Raw genomic sequence first — 18,638 nt, forward strand, 5'->3', positions numbered from 1 at the left:
CACAACGAAGTTTTTCAAGATTTTCCCGAAAACCTCCGTAAGAGCCCGGCCGCTCGCGCGTCCCCCTACCGCCAGAGGGTGAGCCGCGGTCGGGCCTGGAGGTGTCTCGGGTATGGAATTCACCGGTGAGAGGGCGGTCGGTGCTCCTCGCCAGCGCGAGCGCGCGGCGAGACCGGTCGGCGCGGCGGCGGCCCGCGCCGCGTTAGCCGTGTCGGGGAGCGACGTGACGGCGGCCGTGGCGGGCGACCGCGCGGCCGTCGAGCGGCTGCTCGGCGTGCTGCGCCCGCTGATCGTCAAGTACTGCCGGGCACGCGTCGGCGGCGCCTACGCCACCGCCGACGACGTGGCGCAGGAGGTGTGCCTGGCGGTGCTGAAGGCGCTGCCGAACTACCAGGACCAGGGACGCCCGTTCCTGGCGTTCGTGTACGGCATCGCCGCCCACAAGGTGGCCGACGTCCACCGCTTCGCGGCCCGCAACCGCGCGGAGCCGGTGGCGGAGCTGCCGGACAAGCCGGAGTCGTCGGCGGGACCGGAGGCGCGGGCGCTGCAGGGCGAGGTGTCGGAGCAGATGGCGGAGCTGCTGCGGGTGCTGCCGGAGAAGCAGCGGGAGATCCTGCTGCTGCGGGTGGTGGTGGGGATGTCGGCGGAGGAGACCGCGCACGCGGTGCGCTCGACGCCGGGCGCGGTGCGCGTGGCGCAGCACCGGGCGCTGGCGCGCCTGCGGGTGGCGCTGGCGGGCGGGGCGTCGTCGGTTCTGGCGTGAGGGGTGGGGAGCGGAGCGGGCGGGCTCGGGCAGGGGCGGCGCTCGGGGGCAGGACACAGGGGCGGGGAGCGGGGCACGGGGCAGGACGCAGGGGCGGGAGCGGGGCACAGGGGCAGGGCTAGGGGCAAGGACTCACGACGGGCCTGAACGCCACGTGGAGGACCACGGGGGGAGCGCGGGCGAGGGGGCCCGCTGCCGGGGCACGGCGGCGAGGGCTGAGGAGGAACCGCGCGGGCGAGGGGCGCGGACGAGGGGGCGAGGCGCGCGGGCGAGGGGGTGGGCGGGAAGCCGAGCAGGACGGCGACCCGCCCGGTGGGCTGTCCGGGGATGGTGGCGGCGTGCGGACGAGTGAGGGTGAGGGCCGTTCAGGCGCTCCCCGGTCCACGCGGCGGCCCGAGGGCGGGCCCGTTCGGCGGGTGGCGCGGCCCGCGCGCGGCGGGATTCCTCCCGGCCAGCGGTAGGACCTGCGCGAACAGCGCGCCGAGCGGCCCACCGGACCGCGCGGGACGGGCTTCGGCTTCCCCGAGCCGGTGGTGCGGCCCCCTGGCGCGGGCGCGGCCCGGACGCGGCGACCGCCCGGAACTGTCGGCCCCCGCCCCTACCCTCCGCCCCATGGGAGTCTCGCTCTACTACGCCGCCACCCGCGCAACCCCGCTCACCGACGCCGAGCTCGCCGCCGTCGACGCGATCGTCACCCGGTGGAACGACACCGCCCCCTACCCGGACGACGAGGAGGGCCTCCACCTGTACCCCGCCGACGGCGCCGTGCTCAACGGCTCCACCAAGCTCCCCTTCGAGCTCGACCGCACCGTCCCCTCCCTCGTCCACTGGCAGGCCGCCGTCACCGAGCTGCGCCGCGCCCTCCCCGACGCCCGCTGGCGGGTCACGATCGACGACGGCGACGTGCCGTGGACCGAGGAGCACGGGTACCTCAACCCCGCGCTCGCGGACCTCGACCTCGTCGCCCTCCTCGGCGAGGACCCGACGACCTGAAGAACCCCTGAAACCCCGCCCCCGGAAAACCCCCGGCGAACCCCCCCGAAAAGCCGAAACCGGGGCCCGGAGATCCGGACCCCGGTCGACGCCGGGCTGGCAGAGCCCTGGCTCAGAACGGCCACCCGAGCACCGGCAGGCCGACCACCGCGTCCACGGCCAGGCCGCAGAACACCAGGGTCAGGTACAGGTTCGACATGTGGAAGAACTTCATCGTGTTGGTCGACCCGCCCTTACGGACCACCCCGTGCAGCCGGTGCGCGAACACCCCGAACCACACGCCCGACGCCAGGGCCACGCCCACGTAGATCCAGCTCGTCACCGGCGCCAGCAGCAGGCTGCACAGCACCGTCGCCCAGGAGTAGATGACGATCTGCCTGGTCACCTGCTGCGCGGTGGCGACCACCGGGAGCATCGGCACGCCTGCCCGCGCGTAGTCCTCCTTGAACTTCATCGCGAGCGCCCAGGTGTGCGGCGGCGTCCAGAAGAAGATCACGCCGAACATCGCCAGCGCGGGCAGCTCCACCGTGCCGGTCACGGCCGACCAGCCGATGACCACCGGCATACAGCCCGCGAGGCCGCCCCAGATGATGTTCTGGGAGGTCCGGCGCTTGAGCACCAGCGTGTACACGAAGATGTAGAACAGGATCGTCGCGACGGCGAACACCGCGGACATCAGGTTCGTGGTGATCCACAGGAACGCGAACGACACCACCCCGAGCACGACGCCGAAGATCAGCGCGTTGCGCGGTGGGATCGAGTTCTTGGCCAGCGGCCTGCTGCCCGTGCGCTTCATCACCGAGTCGATGTCGGCGTCGATGTAGCAGTTCAGGGCGTTGGCGCTGCCCGCGGCGAGCGTCCCGCCCGCGAGCGTGCACGCGATGAGCCACAGCGGCGGCAGCCCGCGCTCGGCCAGCAGCATCGCCGGGATGGTGGTGATCAGCAGCAGCTCGATCACCCTCGGCTTCGTCAGCGCGACGTACGCGCCGACGACCTGCCGCGGAGTCCGCGCAGGGGCCTGCGCAACGGCACTCATCGCAGGGCGCTCCTCTGTCAGATCGGGGATGAACGGATCGTAACCGCGAGGTGTGGCGCCGGCCCTTTCGGGTAGGTGGTGACCAGCGGCACGAAACCGCGCACACGCCCTGTGCGATCACGCACAGCGGATCTGCGCGCGTTCGGTGGCACATGCGCCCGAACAGCGGACTAGGCTGGTCGGAGGATGAGCAAAAACCGCGGATAGGCCCTGACGGGATCGATTGAGAAGCCTTGTCTGTGGACCGCCGCCCGCACTGAGACTGGAGCTGGAATCTCCGTGTCCGATGACATCACCCGGCTGACCGAGGCCACCGTCCCCGCCGACTGGACCGCGCTCGACAAGCGCGCCGTCGACACCGCGCGTGTCCTCGCCGCCGACGCCGTCCAGAAGGTCGGCAACGGCCACCCCGGCACCGCGATGAGCCTCGCCCCCGTGGCCTACTCGCTGTTCCAGCGGGTGATGCGCCACGACCCGGCCGACGCCGACTGGATCGGCCGCGACCGCTTCGTGCTGTCGGCGGGTCACTCCAGCCTGACGCTGTACATCCAGCTGTACCTGGCGGGCTACGGCCTGGAGCTGGACGACCTGAAGGCGCTGCGCACCTGGGGTTCCAAGACCCCCGGCCACCCGGAGCACCGCCACACCCCCGGTGTGGAGATCACCACCGGCCCGCTGGGCCAGGGCCTCGCCTCGGCCGTGGGCATGGCGATGGCCGCCCGCCGCGAGCGCGGCCTGTTCGACCCGGAGGCCCCGGCGGGCGAGAGCCCATTCGACCACCAGGTCTACGTGATCGCCTCCGACGGCGACATCGAGGAGGGCGTCACCTCCGAGGCCTCGTCGATCGCGGGCCACCAGCAGCTGGGCAACCTCACGCTGATCTACGACGACAACAAGATCTCGATCGAGGACGACACCGCGATCGCGCTGTCCGAGGACACCGCCAAGCGCTACGAGGCGTACGGCTGGCACGTGCAGGTCGTGGAGTCCGGCGAGAACATCTCCGGCATCCTGGCCGCGCTGGAGGCCGCCCGCGCCGAGACGGCCCGCCCGTCGCTGGTCGTGCTGCGCACGATCATCGGCTTCCCGGCGCCGAACAAGATGAACACCGGCAAGATCCACGGCTCCGCGCTGGGCGACGCCGAGGTGGCCGAGGTCAAGAAGGCGCTGGGCTTCGACCCGGAGCAGACCTTCGAGGTCTCGGACGAGGTGATCAACCACACCCGCTCGGTCATCAAGCGCGGTGAGGCCGCCAAGGCCGAGTGGCAGAAGTCCTTCGACGCGTGGGCGGAGGCGAACCCGGAGCGCAAGGCGCTGCTGGACCGCCTGATCGGCCGCGACCTGCCCGAGGGCTGGACCGACGCGCTGCCCGTGTGGGAGCCGGACGCCAAGGGCGTCGCGACCCGCAAGGCGTCCGGCGACGTGCTGTCCGCGCTGGCCCCGGTCCTGCCGGAGCTGTGGGGCGGCTCGGCCGACCTGGCCGAGTCGAACAACACCACGATGAAGGGCGCGGACTCGTTCGGCCCGGAGAGCTCCTCCACGAGCACGTGGAGCGCGAACCCGTACGGCCGCACGCTGCACTTCGGCATCCGCGAGCACGCGATGGGCTCGATCCTCAACGGCATCGCGCTGCACGGCCCGACCCGCCCGTACGGCGGCACGTTCCTGGTGTTCAGCGACTACATGCGCCCGGCCGTGCGCCTGGCCGCGCTGATGAAGTCCGCGGTCACCTACGTGTGGACGCACGACTCCATCGGCCTGGGCGAGGACGGCCCGACGCACCAGCCGATCGAGCACCTGGCCGCGCTGCGCGCGATCCCCGGTCTCGCGGTGGTGCGCCCCGGCGACGCCAACGAGACCTCGGCGTCGTGGCGGGCCATCATCGAGAACCCGACCGGCCCGGCCGGCCTCGCCCTGACCAGGCAGAACCTCCCGGTGCTCGAGGGCACCAGGGAGAAGGCCGCCGAGGGCGTCGCCAAGGGCGGCTACGTGCTGGAGGACGCCGCGAACGGCGCTCCCGAGGTCGTGCTGATCGCCACCGGCTCCGAGCTGCAGATGGCGGTCGAGGCGCGGAAGGTCCTGGAGGCCGACGGCGTTGCAGCGCGTGTGGTGTCCATGCCGTGCGTCGAGTGGTTCGACGCCCAGGACGAGGCGTACCGCGAGTCGGTCATCCCGTCCTCGGTGAAGGCGCGCGTCGTGGTCGAGGCGGGCATCGCCCAGCCGTGGCACCGGTTCACCGGCGACGCGGGCGAGATCGTCTCGATCGAGCACTTCGGCGCCTCCGCCGACTACCAGACGCTGTTCCGCGAGTTCGGCTTCACGACCGAGAACGTCGTGGCCGCCGCCCGCCGGTCGCTGGACGCCACCCGCTGACCAACGACTCTTTTTCTAGGGGAGAAGCGAACATGACTGCGAAACCGCTGGCCGACCTCAGCGCCGCCGGTGTGTCGATCTGGCTCGACGACCTGTCGCGCGAGCGGCTGGACTCGGGCAACCTGGCCGGGCTGATCGCGGACAAGGCCGTGGTGGGCGTGACCACCAACCCGACGATCTTCGCCGGCGCCCTGTCCAAGGGCGACGCCTACGACGCGCAGGTGCGCGAGCTGGCCGCGCGCGGCGCCGACACCGAGGCCGTGGTGCGCGAGACCACCACGACCGACGTGCGCAACGCGTGCGACCTGTTCCGCGACGTCTACGCCAAGTCGAACGGCGTCGACGGCCGGGTGTCCATCGAGGTGGACCCGCGCCTGGCCAAGGACACCGACAAGACCGCCGCCGAGGCGCTCGACCTGTGGAAGGCCGTGGACCGGCCGAACCTCATGGTCAAGATCCCCGGCACGGTCGAGGGCCTGCCCGCGATCACCAAGACGCTCGGCGAGGGCGTCAGCGTGAACGTGACGCTGATCTTCAGCACCGAGCGCTACCGCGCCGTGATGGACGCCTACCTGGCGGGCCTGGAGCTGGCCAAGTCCAACGGCCACGACCTGCGCACGATCCACTCGGTGGCGTCGTTCTTCGTGTCCCGCGTGGACAGCGAGATCGACAAGCGGCTGTCCGCCATCGGCACCGACGAGGCCAAGTCCCTGCTGGGCAAGGCCGCGATCGCGAACGCCGTGCTGGCCTACGCCGCCTACCAGGAGGTGTTCTCCGGCCCGCGCTGGGAGGCCCTCGCGGCGGACGGCGCGAACGCGCAGCGCCCGCTGTGGGCGTCGACCGGCGTGAAGGACCCGAACTACTCCGACACCCGGTACGTCGACCAGCTGGTCGTCGACGGCGTGGTCAACACCATGCCGGAGAAGACCCTGGACGCGGTCGCCGACCACGGTCAGATCACCGGTGACACGGTCACGGGCAAGGCCGACGAGGCGCAGGCCGTGTTCGACGCGATCGCGGCGGCGGGCGTCGACGTGACCGACGTCTTCGTCACGCTGGAGACCGAGGGCGTCGACAAGTTCGAGAAGTCCTGGGCCGAGCTGCTGGAGACCGTCACCGGTCAGCTGGAGAAGGCGAAGGGCTGACGATGACCGAGGTGATCTCCGTGGAGATCGTCCGGGCGCCGAACGCGGAGCAGGTCGAGACCGTCGTGTCCGACCTGCTCCGCGACGCGGCGCCCAGCAGGCTCGCCGCAGGGGACGCCACGCTGTGGGGTCCCGAGGCCGAGCCCGAGGCGTCGATCCGACTCGCCTGGACGAAGCTGCACGAGACGTCCCGCCCGCTGCTGGCCGAGATCGCCGCGCTGCGCGCGGAGCTGCTGGCCGAGGGCGTAGACCGGGTGGTCCTCGCGGGCATGGGCGGCTCCTCGCTCGCGCCCGAGGTGATCACCGGCACCGCCGGGGTCCCCCTGGTGGTGCTGGACACCACCGACCCCGGCCAGGTGGTCGAGGCGCTGGTGGAGAGCCCCGAGCGCTCGGTGCTCGTGGTGTCGTCCAAGTCCGGCGGCACGGTGGAGACCGACAGCCACCGGCGGATCTTCGAGGAGGCGTTCGCGGCTGCGGGCGTCGACCCGAAGTCGCGCATCGTCGTGGTGACGGACCCCGGCTCGCCGCTGCAGAAGGCGTCCGAGGAGGCCGGGTACCGCAAGGTGTTCCTGGCCGACCCGAACGTCGGCGGTCGCTACTCGGCGCTCACCGCGTTCGGCCTGGTCCCGTCGGGCCTGGCGGGCGTGGACGTCGAGAAGCTGCTCGACGAGGCCGCCGCCGCCGCGCCGCTGGTGTTCGCCGACTCGGCGGACAACCCGGCCGTGCAGCTCGCGGCCGTGCTGGGCGTGGCGCACGCGCACGGCGCGGAGAAGGTCGTCCTCGCCGACACCGGCTCCGGCATCTCGGGCCTCGGCGACTGGGCCGAGCAGCTCGTGGCCGAGTCCACCGGCAAGAACAGCACCGGCCTGCTGCCCGTCGTGGTGGAGGGCCCCGGCGCGCCCGGTTTCGTGGACGCGGGCTCCGACGCCACGACCGTCGCGATCGGCCCGGCCACCGGGTCGTCCGCGCTCGCGGTCGAGGGCTCCCTCGGCGCCCAGTTCCTGCTGTGGGAGGTCGCCACCGCGCTGGTGGGCCGGGTGCTCGGGATCAACCCGTTCGACCAGCCCGACGTGGAGGCGGCGAAGAAGGCGGCGCGCTCGCTGCTGGACGCCCCCGCGTCCGAGCCCGCGACGCCCGCGTTCACCGACGGCCCGATCGAGGTGCACGTCTCCGGCGGCGACTGGCTGCCGAAGGACGCCAAGACGGTCGCGGAGGCGCTGCGCGCGCTGGTCGCAGCGGCCCCCGACAAGGGCTACCTGTCGGTGCAGGCCTACCTGGACCGGGTGAACGACGCGTCGTTCGCGCTCAGCCGCGCCGAGCTGGCCAAGCGCACGCACCTGCAGACCACCTTCGGCTGGGGCCCGCGCTTCCTGCACTCGACCGGCCAGTACCACAAGGGCGGTCACCAGAACGGCGTGTTCCTCCAGCTCACGGGCGTGTCCGACCAGGAGCTGGCCGTTCCCGGCCGCCCGTACGACCTGGCGACGCTCCAGCTGGCGCAGGCCCTCGGCGACGGGCAGGTGCTCGCCGAGCACGGCCGCCCGGTGCTGCGGCTGCACCTGACCGACCGGGTCGCGGGGCTCGCCCAGTTCGTGGAGGCCATCCAGGAGGACGGCTCGTGACCACCGCCGAGCAGCGCAACCCGCTGCGCGACCCCAGGGACAAGCGGCTGCCCCGCATCGCGGGCCCCAGCGGCTTGGTGATCTTCGGCGTGACGGGCGACCTGTCGCGCAAGAAGCTCATGCCCGCGATCTACGACCTGGCCAACCGCGGCCTGCTGCCGCCGGGCTTCGCGCTCGTCGGGTTCGCCCGCCGCGACTGGGAAGACCAGGACTTCATGCAGGTCGTCCACGACGCGGTCAAGGAGCACGCGCGCACGCCGTTCCGGCAGGCCGTGTGGGACCAGCTCGCCGAGGGCATCCGCTTCGTGCAGGGCAGCTTCGACGACGACGCCGCGTTCGACTCGCTCGCCGAGACGATCCGGCTGCTCGACGAGGAGCGCGGCACGGGCGGCAACCACGCGTTCTACCTGTCGGTGCCGCCGAGCGCGTTCACCACCGTGGTGAACCAGCTCAAGCGCGCCGGTCTGGCCTCGCCCCCCGGCGACAACCCGACGCAGTGGCGCCGCGTGGTGATCGAGAAGCCGTTCGGGCACGACCTGGCCAGCGCGAAGCAGCTGAACGGGATCGTGAACGACGTCTTCCCCGAGGAGTCGGTGTTCCGCATCGACCACTACCTCGGCAAGGAGACGGTCCAGAACATCCTGGCGCTGCGCTTCGCGAACCAGCTGTACGAACCCATCTGGAACGCGAACTACGTCGACCACGTGCAGATCACCATGGCCGAGGACATCGGCCTCGGCGGTCGCGCGGGGTACTACGACGGGATCGGCGCGGCGCGCGACGTCATCCAGAACCACCTGCTCCAGCTGCTGGCGCTGACCGCGATGGAGGAGCCCGTCTCCTTCCGCCCCAGCGACCTGCGCGCGGAGAAGGTGAAGGTCCTGTCGGCCACCCGGCTGGTGGGCCCGTTCGACGAGACGACCTCGCGCGGCCAGTACACCGGCGGCTGGCAGGGCGGGCAGAAGGTGCCCGGCCTGATCGAGGAGGGCGGCTTCTCCAAGGACTCCACCACGGAGACCTACGCCGCCATCACCGCCGAGGTGAACACCCGCCGCTGGGCGGGCGTGCCGTTCTACCTGCGCACCGGCAAGCGGCTGGGCCGCAGGGTCACCGAGGTGGCCGTGGTGTTCAAGCGGGCGCCGCACCTGCCGTTCGACGACACCGCGACCGAGGAGCTGGGGCAGAACGCCCTGGTGGTGCGGGTGCAGCCGGACGAGGGCGTGACCATCCGGTTCGGCTCCAAGGTGCCGGGCAACACGATGGAGGTCCGCGACGTCACGATGGACTTCGGCTACGGGCACGCGTTCACCGAGTCCTCGCCGGAGGCCTACGAGCGGCTGCTGCTGGACGTGCTGCTCGGCGAGCCGTCGCTGTTCCCGAAGAACGACGAGGTCGAGCTCTCCTGGGAGATCCTCGACCCGGTGATCGAGCACTGGGCGAGCACCGGCGAGCCGGAGAAGTACAAGGCAGGCACGTGGGGACCGCCGTCCGCTGACGAGATGCTGGCCCGCACCGGCAGGCACTGGAGGCGACCGTGATCATCGACCTGCCCTCGACGACCACGTCTCAGGTCAACTCGAAGCTCGTGCAGCTGCGCGAGGAGGGTGGCGCGGTCACCCTCGGCCGGGTGCTGACGCTGGTCATCGTGACCGACGACGGCAGCAAGACCGAGGAGGCCGTGGAGGCCGCGAACGACGCCAGCCGCGAGCACCCGTGCCGGGTGATCGTGGTGGCGCGCGGCGCCCGCCAGGCCGCCGCGCGGCTGGACGCGCAGATCCGGGTCGGCGGTGACGCGGGCGCCTCCGAGGTGATCGTGCTGCGGCTGTACGGGCCGCTCGCGTCCGAGGGCGCCTCGTGCGTGGTGCCGCTGCTGCTGCCGGACACCCCGGTGGTGGCGTGGTGGCCGAACGAGGCCCCGTCGTCGCCGTCGAAGGACCCGATCGGGCAGCTCGCGCAGCGCCGGATCACCGACTCGGCGGCCGAGAAGAACCCGATCAAGGCGCTGGAGCAGCGCCGGTCGTCCTACGCGCCCGGTGACACGGACCTGGCGTGGACGCGGCTGACGCTGTGGCGGGCGATGCTCGCCTCGGCGCTGGACCTGCCGCCGTTCGAGGCGATCACCGAGGCCGAGGTCAGCGGCGAGGCCGACTCGCCGTCGACCGACCTGCTCTCGGCGTGGCTCGCGGCGTACCTGAAGGTGCCGGTGAAGCGGGTCAAGGCCACCAAGGGCCAGGGCATCGTGGACGTGCGGCTGGACCGGCCCTCCGGGTCGGTGGAGCTGGTGCGGCCGGACGGCTCGGTCGGCACGCTGACCCAGCCGGGGCAGCCGCAGCGCCGGGTGGCGCTGCAGCGCCGGTCGGTGCGGGACTGCCTGGCCGAGGAGCTGCGCAGGCTCGACCCGGACGAGGTGTACGAGGCGGCGCTGCGGTCGCTGGCGAAGGTGGCGCGCACCAAGCCCGCCGCGAAGCCGGTGGCGCGCAAGGCCGACGCGGCGCCCGCCGTCGAGTCGGCGCCCGCCGTGGAGCCCGCCCCGGCCCCGGAGTCGGACGCGGTGGAGACCCTGGCCGAGCCGCTGGGCTCCGAGGGGGCCGACACCCCCGAGGCGGTCAAGCCGAAGGCCAAGGCCGCCAAGGCGCCGAAGTCGGCCGTGCGCGCGGCGAAGGCGGGCTCGTGAGCGAGCCCGAGGTGGTGGTGCACCGCGACGGCGACCTGCTGGCCGCCGCCGCGGCTGCCCGCCTGGTGACGAGGCTGGTGGACGCGCAGGCCGCGCGCGGGTCGGCGTCGGTCGTGCTGACCGGCGGGCGGACCGGCGTGGCGGTGCTGGAGCAGCTGCGCCGGGCGCCCGCGCGGGACGCGGTCGACTGGGGCAAGGTCGACCTGTACTGGGGTGACGAGCGGTTCCTGCCCGCAGGGCACGCGGAGCGCAACGAGACCCAGGCCAGGGCGGCGCTGCTGGACCACGTGCCGGTCGACCCGGCGCGGGTGCACGTGATGGAGCCGTCCGACGGCCGGTTCGGCGACGACCCGGAGGCCGCCGCCGCCGCTTACGCGGACGAGCTGGCCGCCGCGGCGCGGCCGGAGGACCACGGGTCGGTGCCGCAGTTCGACGTGTGCATGTTGGGCGTCGGCGAGGAGGGGCACGTGGCCTCGATCTTCCCGGACTCCCCCGCGGTGCACGAGCTGGAGCGGACGGTCGTGGCGGTGCGCAACTGCCCGAAGCCCCCGCCCACCAGGGTGAGCCTGACCCTGCCCGCGATCCGCCGCGCCCGCGAGGTGTGGCTGATGACGACGGGCGCGGGCAAGGCGGCTGCGGTGGCGATGGGCCTGGCGGGCGCCGGTGAGGTGCAGCTGCCCGCGGCGGGCGCCGTGGGGCAGCGGCGGACGCTGTGGCTGCTGGACTCGGCGGCTGCGGCGAAGGTGCCGGAGCTGTTCACCCCGCCGCTGGCGTGACGCGCGCGGTGCTGGTGGCCCACCGGAGCGCCACCAGCACCGGATCACCCCCGCCGTCCGACCCCGGTCGGGTTCGGCGGGGTTCCCCGGAGGTCCGGGGTGTCGAGGGCGGCGGATCTCGCCGCCCTTGTTCTTGTGCCGGGGGTGTCCACCCCTGCCACGTCCCCCGTCCCCCCGTGCCCACTTCCTCCGGCCCACTCCCCCGTGCCCACTTCCTTGGGCCCGCTCCCCTGTGTCCACACTGTGTGACCGCTGTGTGAACGCTGTGCGCCGCGAAATCGGTCCCGGATCGTCGACAAGCCGCTGACCAGCGTTTACCTTTTTGCTGTGGCGCCGTTCACCGGCGTCCGACGTTCGCGGTCGCAACTTCGTCGGGGTTGCCGCGTCCCGTCCGCGTGATCGCGCTGTCCCGATGGGTGATGAGCACATCGGGGGTGGAGGAGCGGGTCATGCCCAGTGCGACTGCGGTGCGGTTCGGCGATGGCGGGTTCGGCGCGGAGAGGTTCGGCGCGGAGGGGTTCGGGGCCTGGGGCGCTCGGGCCGGTGCGGGGAGAGCGGGCGCCCGGCGGGGTTGGGGCGCGCGCGCCAGGGTCGGGCTGCGCGCCCGGTGGGCCGCGCTGCGGGCGCTGGTGGGGCCGCGCGGGCACCTGGTGCTGGACGTCGCGGCGGTGGCCGTCGCGGCGCTGGACGTGTGGTTGCGGGTGCTGCCCGAGGCCGAGGGGTACAGCAGGGTGCTGTCCGGGGTGGCGGTGCTGGCCGTGGTGTTCCGGCGGCGGTGCCCGTTCCTGGTGGTGCTGCTGACCATCCCCGGTTTCCTGTTCGGCTGGTCGCAGCTCGCCGCGATGATCGCGCTGGGCACGCTGGCCTGGCTGCGGCCCCGCTCGGCGCAGACGGCGGTCGGCGCGGGGCTGGTGTGGTTCTCGCGGTTCTTCCTGTGGCCGGTCGACGAGTTCCTGGCGCTGCCGTGGACCGCGCACGTCCACGACGCGATCTACGGCGGGATCGTGGCCGGGATGCCGGTGGCGATCGGGCTGCTCGCGCACGTGCGGGCGGAGCTGTCGGCGCGGGTGCGGGAGCTGGCCGCCGGGCGGGAGCGGGAGCGGGCGCTGCACGCGCGCGCCGTGCGGGCCGACGAGCGGGCCAGGCTGGCGCGGGAGATGCACGACGTGGTGTCGCACCAGGTCAGCCTGATCGCGGTGCAGGCGGGGGCGCTGCGGGTGAGCGTGCGCGACCCGGACGCCAAGCAGGTGGCGGGGAACATCCGGATGCTCAGCACCAGGACGTTGAACGAGCTGCGCGAGCTGGTGAGCGTGCTGCGCGCCGCCGACGAGCCCCCGCAGCCGGGCGTGGCCGACCTGCCGCAGCTGCTGCTGGGCACGGACGTGTCGCTGCGCGTGGACGGCCCGGTCCGCGACCTGCCGGGACCGGTGTCGGGGGCGGTGTACCGGACGGTGCAGGAGGCGCTGACGAACGTGCGCAAGCACGCGGAGGGCGCGTCGGCGGCGGTGGTCGTGGTGTCGGACGGGGAGCGCGTGAGCGCGGAGGTCCGCAACGGCGCGCCCCCGGACCGGGGCTGCGCGGGCCTGCCGAGCGGCTGCCACGGTCTGGTGGGGCTGCGGGAGCGGGCGGCGCTGCTGCGCGGCCGGTTCCACGCGGGGCCGACGGACGACGGCGGTTTCGTGGTGCGCGTGGACTTCCCGCTCGACGCGGGGTGCGACGGGGCCGAGGGCACGACCGGGGAGGCGGTGACCGGGAGCGATCCGGTGGGCGCGACGGGGCGGGGGTGAGGGCGGGGCGGGCCCGTGGGGTGACAGCGGGACGCGCCGGGGCGGGGGGACGGGCGGGGCTCGGTGGGGCGGGAGGGTGACAGGCAGGGCTCGGCGGGCAGGGCTCGGCGGGCAGGGCTCGGCGGGCGCGGCTCGGCGGGCGGGAAGCACTGCGGGAAACCCTTGGTGCGCAACGGGAATCCGAAGCGCGGCGGGTGCGGTGCGGTCAGTGCGGCCCGGTCGGCGTGGCGCGGCTGGCGCGGCAGGCGCGACGCGGCCGGTGCGGCGCAACCGGCGCGTGTGGCGCGGCAGCCGGTGTGGCGCAACCGGCGCGTGTGGCGCGGCGCGTGTGGCGGGCAGGCAAGGTGCGGTGGGCGGGTGCGGCCGGGCAGGACCGGCCGCACCGCTCAGCGGCGCTTGCCCTGGTCGCCGACCGGGCGGATGCGCTGGGTCGCCTCGGCGGAGCCCGGCGTGGGGGCCTGCATCGGCGTGCCGACGGGTCGGATGCGCTGGGTGGCCTCCGAGTCCGCCGGGGAGGTGATCTCGGCGGGCGCGGTCTGGACGACCGGCTTGGTCGGCGCGACCTGGACGGCCTGGAACTTCGTGGTCGCCTGGTCGCCGCCCTGCGCGGGGACCTGGCGGCCCGCGCCCGGCTGGGGACCGGACTGCGCCGCGGCGCCACCGGGTCCGCCCTGCGCCGGGACCACCGGAGCGCCCGGACGAGCGGGAGCCGCCTGGCCGCCGCCCGGCTGAGCACCGGCCGCCGGGCCGCCGCCCGCGTGCCCCTGCTGCCCAGCGTGACCCGGCTGCCCCGCAGCGCCACCGGACGCGCCCCGAGCGCCATCCGCTTGCGCCCCAGCGCTTTCCTCGCCACCACCGCCGACGGGCGCGATCGTGGCGGTCTCCCCCGCGCCACCCCGCCGCACGCCCTGAGCGCCCCCCTGCGCCCCGTCGTCCTCCGCACCCCGCACCACTGCGGGAACCGGACCCGAAGACCCGGCACCGTCCTCCTCAGCCCGAGCAACGGCCTGCTGCGACGGCGCCAGGTACCCCACCACCATCGCCGCCACCACGAGCACCACGACCACCACCGCGGCCACGGCCGGCTGCGGCGTCAGCACCCGCAGCACCGACGACCACACCACCGCCGCGAGCCCGGTCGCGACCCCGGCGGGCACGAACTGCAGCGCCCTGCGCGAGCGGCGGGGCGGCAGGACGCCCTTCACCGCCGCCCACAGCGCCGCCGACCACGCGGCCACCGCCAGCACGAGCAGCACGAGCCCGGCGACGCCGTACACCGACAGCACCGACCCGCGCACGTCGGCGGTGCTGCCGCGCGAGGCGATCACCTCGCGCCGGTCGTCCAGCAGCTCCAACCGCACCGGCACCAACCCGGTCGCCTTGCCCTCGAGGCCGGCCATGTCCAGCACGAACGCGCGCGTCACGCTGGTGCGGCCGGGCACCTCGAACGGCACGGTGGTCTCGTAGGAGAAGAACTCCAGGCCGAAAGCGCCGCCCGACAACCGGATGACGCGGGCCTGCCTGGTCTCCGCCGATCCGTTGTGGACGGTCACCGCGACCTTGCGCGAGCCGGACGGGTCGAGGACGACCCGGTTGTCGCCGAACTGCTGCCCGTCGACGGACGCCGTCATCGTCGCGCTGTCGCCTTGGGCGAGGGCCGGTGCGCCCGCGAGGAACATCCCGCACAGGAGCAGTGGGACGACCCTGCCCATAATGCGTCTCACAAAGCACCTCGACGTTCAGGGGACTGGGAGAAATGCGAACGGCTGGAACACTATCCGTACTGGCTGTCCTCGCCTACGCCCTGTCCACCCTCGTGACCGCACCGGTGGCGCTGGCGCAGGGCTCGCTCGGCATGTCGGTCAGCTCCGGCAAGCCGGGCACCGGGTTCAGCGTGCAGTGGACCGGGCTCCGGGTGACGTGCCACAACTACTCGGTGCAGGTCGTCTGGGACGGCGGAGTCGTCATCGGCAACGGCGGGGTCGGCTGGTCCGGCTCGGGGTCGACGTGGGCGGTCGTGCCGTCCACGGCGAAGCCGGGCAGGCACCAGGTGACCGCGCGGACGGTGTGCCCGAGCCCGAGCACCGCCTCGGGCTCCTTCACCGTGACCGGTGGCGAGACCTCGCAGCAGCAACCGCCGCCGCAGGAGGAGGACGACCCGAAGCCGCCGAGGACGTCGGAGCAGGCGCCGCCCCCGGCGGCGCCGACCACCACCACCACGAGGCCGAGCACCACGACCACCACGACGACGACCACGACCACCAGCACGACCACCGCCACGTCGGCCCCGTCCTCCCCGGCCTCCGAGCCGAGCAGCGCGGTCCCGCACGGCGACGGCGTGCTGGTGATCGACAAGGACGACGTGCAGCCGGGCGACCCGCTCAGCGCGACCGGCACCGGGTGCACGCCCGGCGCCTCGGTGACGCTGTCGTCGCTGGGCGAGCAGGTCGGGTCGACGACGGCGGACGACGCGGGCAGGTTCAGCGCGCCCGTGGAGTTCCCGACCGCGCAGGCCGGGCGGCACGAGATCCGCGCGTACTGCGGGATCGTGCTGGTGGGCAGCGTGAACGTGGTGGTCAGCAGCTCGACGGGCGGCGTGCTGCCCGCGGTGCTGGGCGTGTCCGGGGTGGCGCTGGCCGGGGGTCTCGTGCTGCTGCGGCAGTTCCGGGGCTTCCGCCGGGTCCGCTCGGGCGCGTGACAGGGCGTTGAGGGTGAGTTGTGCCGGAAAAGCGGGAGGCCCCGTGGATCTCCACGGGGCCTCTCGCCGACGGTGCCTGCTAGCTAGGGCTCTTCGCGCTGCCTGCGCAGCTTGGTGAGCGCCTCTTCGAGGATCGCCTCGCCGTCCGCGTCGGAGCGGCGCTCCTTCACGTAGGCGAGGTGCGTCTTGTACGGCTCGTTGCGCGGGGGAGCAGGCGGCGCCTGCTCGTCCCGGCCTGCCGGAAGACCGCACCGCGGACAGTCCCACATCTCCGGGACGTCCGCTTCGACCGCGAACGACGGGCGCGACTCGTGCGCGTTGGCGCACCAGTACGACACCCGACGCCGGGGCGCGGACTCGCCGCGCTCCGACTCGCCCATCGGGCCTGCGCCGACGCGGGTACCGCGAATCGCGTTACCACCAGCCATCGACCCTCACACCCCCACCACGTGGATTTCCCGTGTCGCCGACCGGAGTTGTCAGGCGACCTTCTGAATCAAGCCGATGCCCACGATGGCGATCACCCAGATCGCGCCGACGAACAGCGTCAGGCGGTCCAGGTTCTTCTCCACCACGCTGGAACCGGACAGGCTCGACTGCATACCGCCACCGAACAGCGAAGACAGACCGCCGCCCCGACCGCGGTGCAGCAGCACCAGCAGGATGAGCAGCAGGCTGGACACGATCAGGAGGATCTGCAGGAAAGTGTTCATCTCTTCCTCGCTGTCAGGCAGGTGACGCCACAGAGTACCCGGTCGACTGCCGTACGTGGACGACGCGGGTGGCCAGGGTGTTCAGGCCAGTGGTCAGGGTAGGGGACCACCCGCGGCGAGCGCGCAGAGCTTGCTGAACTCGTCGCCGTCCAGGCTCGCGCCGCCCACGAGGGCGCCGTCGACGTCCTTCTGCGCGATCAGCTCGCCGACGCTGCCGGACTTCACCGAGCCGCCGTAGAGCACCCGGACCTCGGACGCGACGTCCTCGCCGTACGCCTCGGCCAGCTTGACCCGCAGCGCCGAGCAGACCTCCTGCGCGTCGGCCGCGCTGGCGACCTTGCCGGTGCCGATGGCCCACACGGGCTCGTAGGCGATGACGACGCCGCGCACCTGCTCGGCGGTCAGGCCCTTGAGGCCGGCGACGAGCTGGTCGGTGCAGAAGGCGACGTGCTCGCCCTTCTCCCGCACGTCGACCTTCTCGCCGAGGCAGAAGATCGGGGTGATCCCGTGCTTGAGGGCGGCCTTGACCTTCTTGTTGACGGTCGCGTCGTCCTCGCCGTGGTAGTCGCGCCGCTCGGAGTGGCCCACGGTGACGTAGGAGCAGCCGAGCTTCGCGAGCATCACGCCCGAGATGTCGCCGGTGTAGGCGCCCGAGTCGTGCGGGGACAGGTCCTGCGCGCCGTACTTGAGCAGGAGCTTGTCGCCGTCGACGAGGGTCTGCACGCTGCGGATGTCGGTGAACGGCGGGAGCACCGCCACCTCGACCTTGGCGTAGTACTTCTCGGGCAGCGCGAAGGCGATCTTCTGCACCAGGGCGATGGCCTCCAGGTGGTTCAGATTCATCTTCCAGTTGCCCGCGATCAGCGGAGTGCGCGCCACGTCAGTCCTCCTCCAGCACGGAAACGCCGGGGAGCTCCTTGCCCTCCAGGTACTCCAGCGACGCGCCGCCGCCGGTGGAGATGTGCGAGAAGCCGTCCTCGGGCAGGCCGAGGGAGCGGACCGCGGCGGCGGAGTCGCCGCCGCCGACGACGGTGAACGCCTCGCTGGCGATCAGCGCCTCGGCCACCGCGCGGGTGCCGCCGGAGAACTTCTCGAACTCGAACACGCCCATGGGGCCGTTCCAGAACACGGTCTTCGCGTCGGCGAGCTTCGAGGCGAACAGCTCGCGGGAGGCGGGGCCGATGTCCAGGCACTCGCGGTCGGCCGGGATCTCGTCGAAGGCGACCACGGTGTGGTCGGCGTCGGCGGAGAAGCCGGTGGCGGCGAGGAAGTCGACGGGGAGCAGCAGCTCGACGCCGCGCTTCTCCGCCTCCGCCAGGAAGCCCTTGACCTTGTCGATCTGGTCTTCCTGGAGCAGCGACTTGCCGACCTCGTGGCCCTGGGCCTTGAGGAAGGTGTAGGCCATGCCGCCGCCGACCAGGAGCCGGTCGACCTTGGTGAGCAGGTTCTCGATGACGCCGAGCTTGTCCGAGACCTTCGCGCCGCCGAGGACGACGACGTAGGGGCGCCGGGTGTCGTCGGTGAGCTTGCGCAGCACCTCGACCTCGGCCAGCACGAGCCCACCGGCGTAGTGCGGGAGCTTCTTGGCCACGTCGTACACGGAGGCCTGCTTGCGGTGCACGACGCCGAAGCCGTCGGACACGAACGCGTCGGCCTTCGCGGCCAGCTCGTCCGCCAGCGCCTCGCGCTCGGCGGCGTCCTTGCTGGTCTCGCGGGCGTCGAAGCGGATGTTCTCCAGCAGGACCACGGTGCCGTCACCGGCGGTCTCGGTCCCGATCTCCACGGTCTGGCCGAGGAGCTCGCCCAGCCGCGCGGCGACCGGGGCGAGGGAGAACTGGGGGTCGGGCTCGCCCTTGGGGCGGCCCAGGTGCGCGGCCACGAGGACGCGGGCGCCCGCGTCGACGAGCGCCTTGATCGTGGGCACCGACGCGCGGACGCGGCCGTCGTCGGTGATCCTGCTGCCGTCGAGGGGGACGTTCAGGTCGGCGCGCACCAGGACGCGCCGACCCGACACACCCTCGGCGATGAGGTCGCCAAGAGTCTTCACTGTGCAGTCGT

Annotated in this window: 16 protein-coding genes; 10 read left to right on the forward strand and 6 right to left on the reverse strand. The window is 73.1% G+C overall.

Annotated elements, in window-relative coordinates:
* Positions 1-112: 112 nt before the first annotated feature.
* Together AMIR_RS25705 and AMIR_RS25710 are read left to right on the forward strand one after the other, a co-directional pair.
* Positions 113-763, forward strand: coding sequence for a sigma-70 family RNA polymerase sigma factor (locus tag AMIR_RS25705; RefSeq protein ID WP_015803890.1), 651 nt, complete (start codon positions 113-115; stop codon positions 761-763).
* Positions 764-1,375: 612 nt separating this feature from the next.
* Positions 1,376-1,756 (forward strand): hypothetical protein, encoded by a 381-nt coding sequence (locus AMIR_RS25710; protein ID WP_015803891.1) that lies wholly within the window; start codon positions 1,376-1,378, stop codon positions 1,754-1,756.
* 112 nt (positions 1,757-1,868) lie between these two features.
* On the opposite strand, the gene AMIR_RS25715 is transcribed toward AMIR_RS25710, so the two are convergent.
* Entirely contained in the window at positions 1,869-2,792 is a 924-nt protein-coding gene (locus AMIR_RS25715) for a heme o synthase (RefSeq protein WP_015803892.1), read from the reverse strand.
* 273 nt (positions 2,793-3,065) lie between these two features.
* Between AMIR_RS25715 and tkt the strand changes: the two genes are divergently transcribed.
* From tkt to AMIR_RS25750, 7 genes are all read left to right on the forward strand, one after another.
* Positions 3,066-5,165, forward strand: a complete 2,100-nt coding sequence (tkt, locus tag AMIR_RS25720; protein ID WP_041837021.1) for a transketolase — start codon at positions 3,066-3,068, stop codon at positions 5,163-5,165.
* A gap of 32 nt (positions 5,166-5,197) precedes the next feature.
* Entirely contained in the window at positions 5,198-6,310 is a 1,113-nt protein-coding gene (gene tal / locus AMIR_RS25725; protein ID WP_015803894.1) for a transaldolase, read from the forward strand.
* A gap of 2 nt (positions 6,311-6,312) precedes the next feature.
* The gene (locus tag AMIR_RS25730; RefSeq protein WP_015803895.1) at positions 6,313-7,932 is read left to right on the forward strand and encodes a hypothetical protein; all 1,620 of its coding nucleotides are present in this window, start codon (positions 6,313-6,315) and stop codon (positions 7,930-7,932) included.
* Complete coding sequence (gene zwf / locus AMIR_RS25735; RefSeq protein WP_015803896.1) at positions 7,929-9,470, forward strand: glucose-6-phosphate dehydrogenase; 1,542 nt, start codon at positions 7,929-7,931, stop codon at positions 9,468-9,470. Before AMIR_RS25730 ends, zwf begins: the two co-directional genes overlap by 4 nt.
* Positions 9,467-10,606 (forward strand): glucose-6-phosphate dehydrogenase assembly protein OpcA, encoded by a 1,140-nt coding sequence (gene opcA / locus AMIR_RS25740; RefSeq protein WP_015803897.1) that lies wholly within the window; start codon positions 9,467-9,469, stop codon positions 10,604-10,606. The genes zwf and opcA overlap by 4 nt, the downstream gene beginning before the upstream one ends.
* Positions 10,603-11,382, forward strand: coding sequence for a 6-phosphogluconolactonase (gene pgl, locus AMIR_RS25745; protein ID WP_015803898.1), 780 nt, complete (start codon positions 10,603-10,605; stop codon positions 11,380-11,382). The genes opcA and pgl overlap by 4 nt, the downstream gene beginning before the upstream one ends.
* Before the next feature lie 449 nt (positions 11,383-11,831).
* Positions 11,832-13,169, forward strand: a complete 1,338-nt coding sequence (locus AMIR_RS25750; protein WP_015803899.1) for a sensor histidine kinase — start codon at positions 11,832-11,834, stop codon at positions 13,167-13,169.
* A 386-nt stretch (positions 13,170-13,555) separates the two neighbouring features.
* Here AMIR_RS25750 and AMIR_RS36235 read toward each other — a convergent pair whose 3' ends face one another.
* Positions 13,556-14,881 carry a hypothetical protein gene (locus AMIR_RS36235; RefSeq protein ID WP_015803900.1) on the reverse strand — a complete coding sequence of 442 codons (1,326 nt, stop codon included), beginning with the start codon at positions 14,879-14,881 and terminating at the stop codon, positions 13,556-13,558.
* A 44-nt stretch (positions 14,882-14,925) separates the two neighbouring features.
* Here AMIR_RS36235 and AMIR_RS40630 point away from each other — a divergent pair, with 44 nt between their 5' ends.
* Positions 14,926-15,867: a hypothetical protein gene (locus AMIR_RS40630; protein ID WP_015803901.1), complete on the forward strand. Its 942-nt coding sequence runs from the start codon at positions 14,926-14,928 to the stop codon at positions 15,865-15,867.
* A gap of 83 nt (positions 15,868-15,950) precedes the next feature.
* Here the strand turns inward: AMIR_RS40630 and AMIR_RS25765 are convergent, their stop codons facing one another.
* From AMIR_RS25765 to AMIR_RS25780, 4 genes are all read right to left on the reverse strand, one after another.
* On the reverse strand, positions 15,951-16,295 hold the full coding sequence (locus AMIR_RS25765) for an RNA polymerase-binding protein RbpA (RefSeq protein WP_041837022.1): 345 nt from the start codon (positions 16,293-16,295) through the stop codon (positions 15,951-15,953).
* Between the two features lie 51 nt (positions 16,296-16,346).
* Complete coding sequence (gene secG / locus AMIR_RS25770) at positions 16,347-16,580, reverse strand: preprotein translocase subunit SecG (protein WP_015803903.1); 234 nt, start codon at positions 16,578-16,580, stop codon at positions 16,347-16,349.
* Positions 16,581-16,673: 93 nt separating this feature from the next.
* Positions 16,674-17,459: a triose-phosphate isomerase gene (gene tpiA, locus AMIR_RS25775; protein WP_015803904.1), complete on the reverse strand. Its 786-nt coding sequence runs from the start codon at positions 17,457-17,459 to the stop codon at positions 16,674-16,676.
* Position 17,460: 1 nt separating this feature from the next.
* A complete protein-coding gene (locus tag AMIR_RS25780) occupies positions 17,461-18,627 on the reverse strand; it encodes a phosphoglycerate kinase (protein ID WP_015803905.1) in 1,167 nt (388 codons plus the stop codon).
* Between the last annotated feature and the right edge of the window lie 11 nt (positions 18,628-18,638).

It is taken from the genome of Actinosynnema mirum DSM 43827, from assembly GCF_000023245.1.
Classification (GTDB): Bacteria; Actinomycetota; Actinomycetes; order Mycobacteriales; family Pseudonocardiaceae; genus Actinosynnema; species Actinosynnema mirum.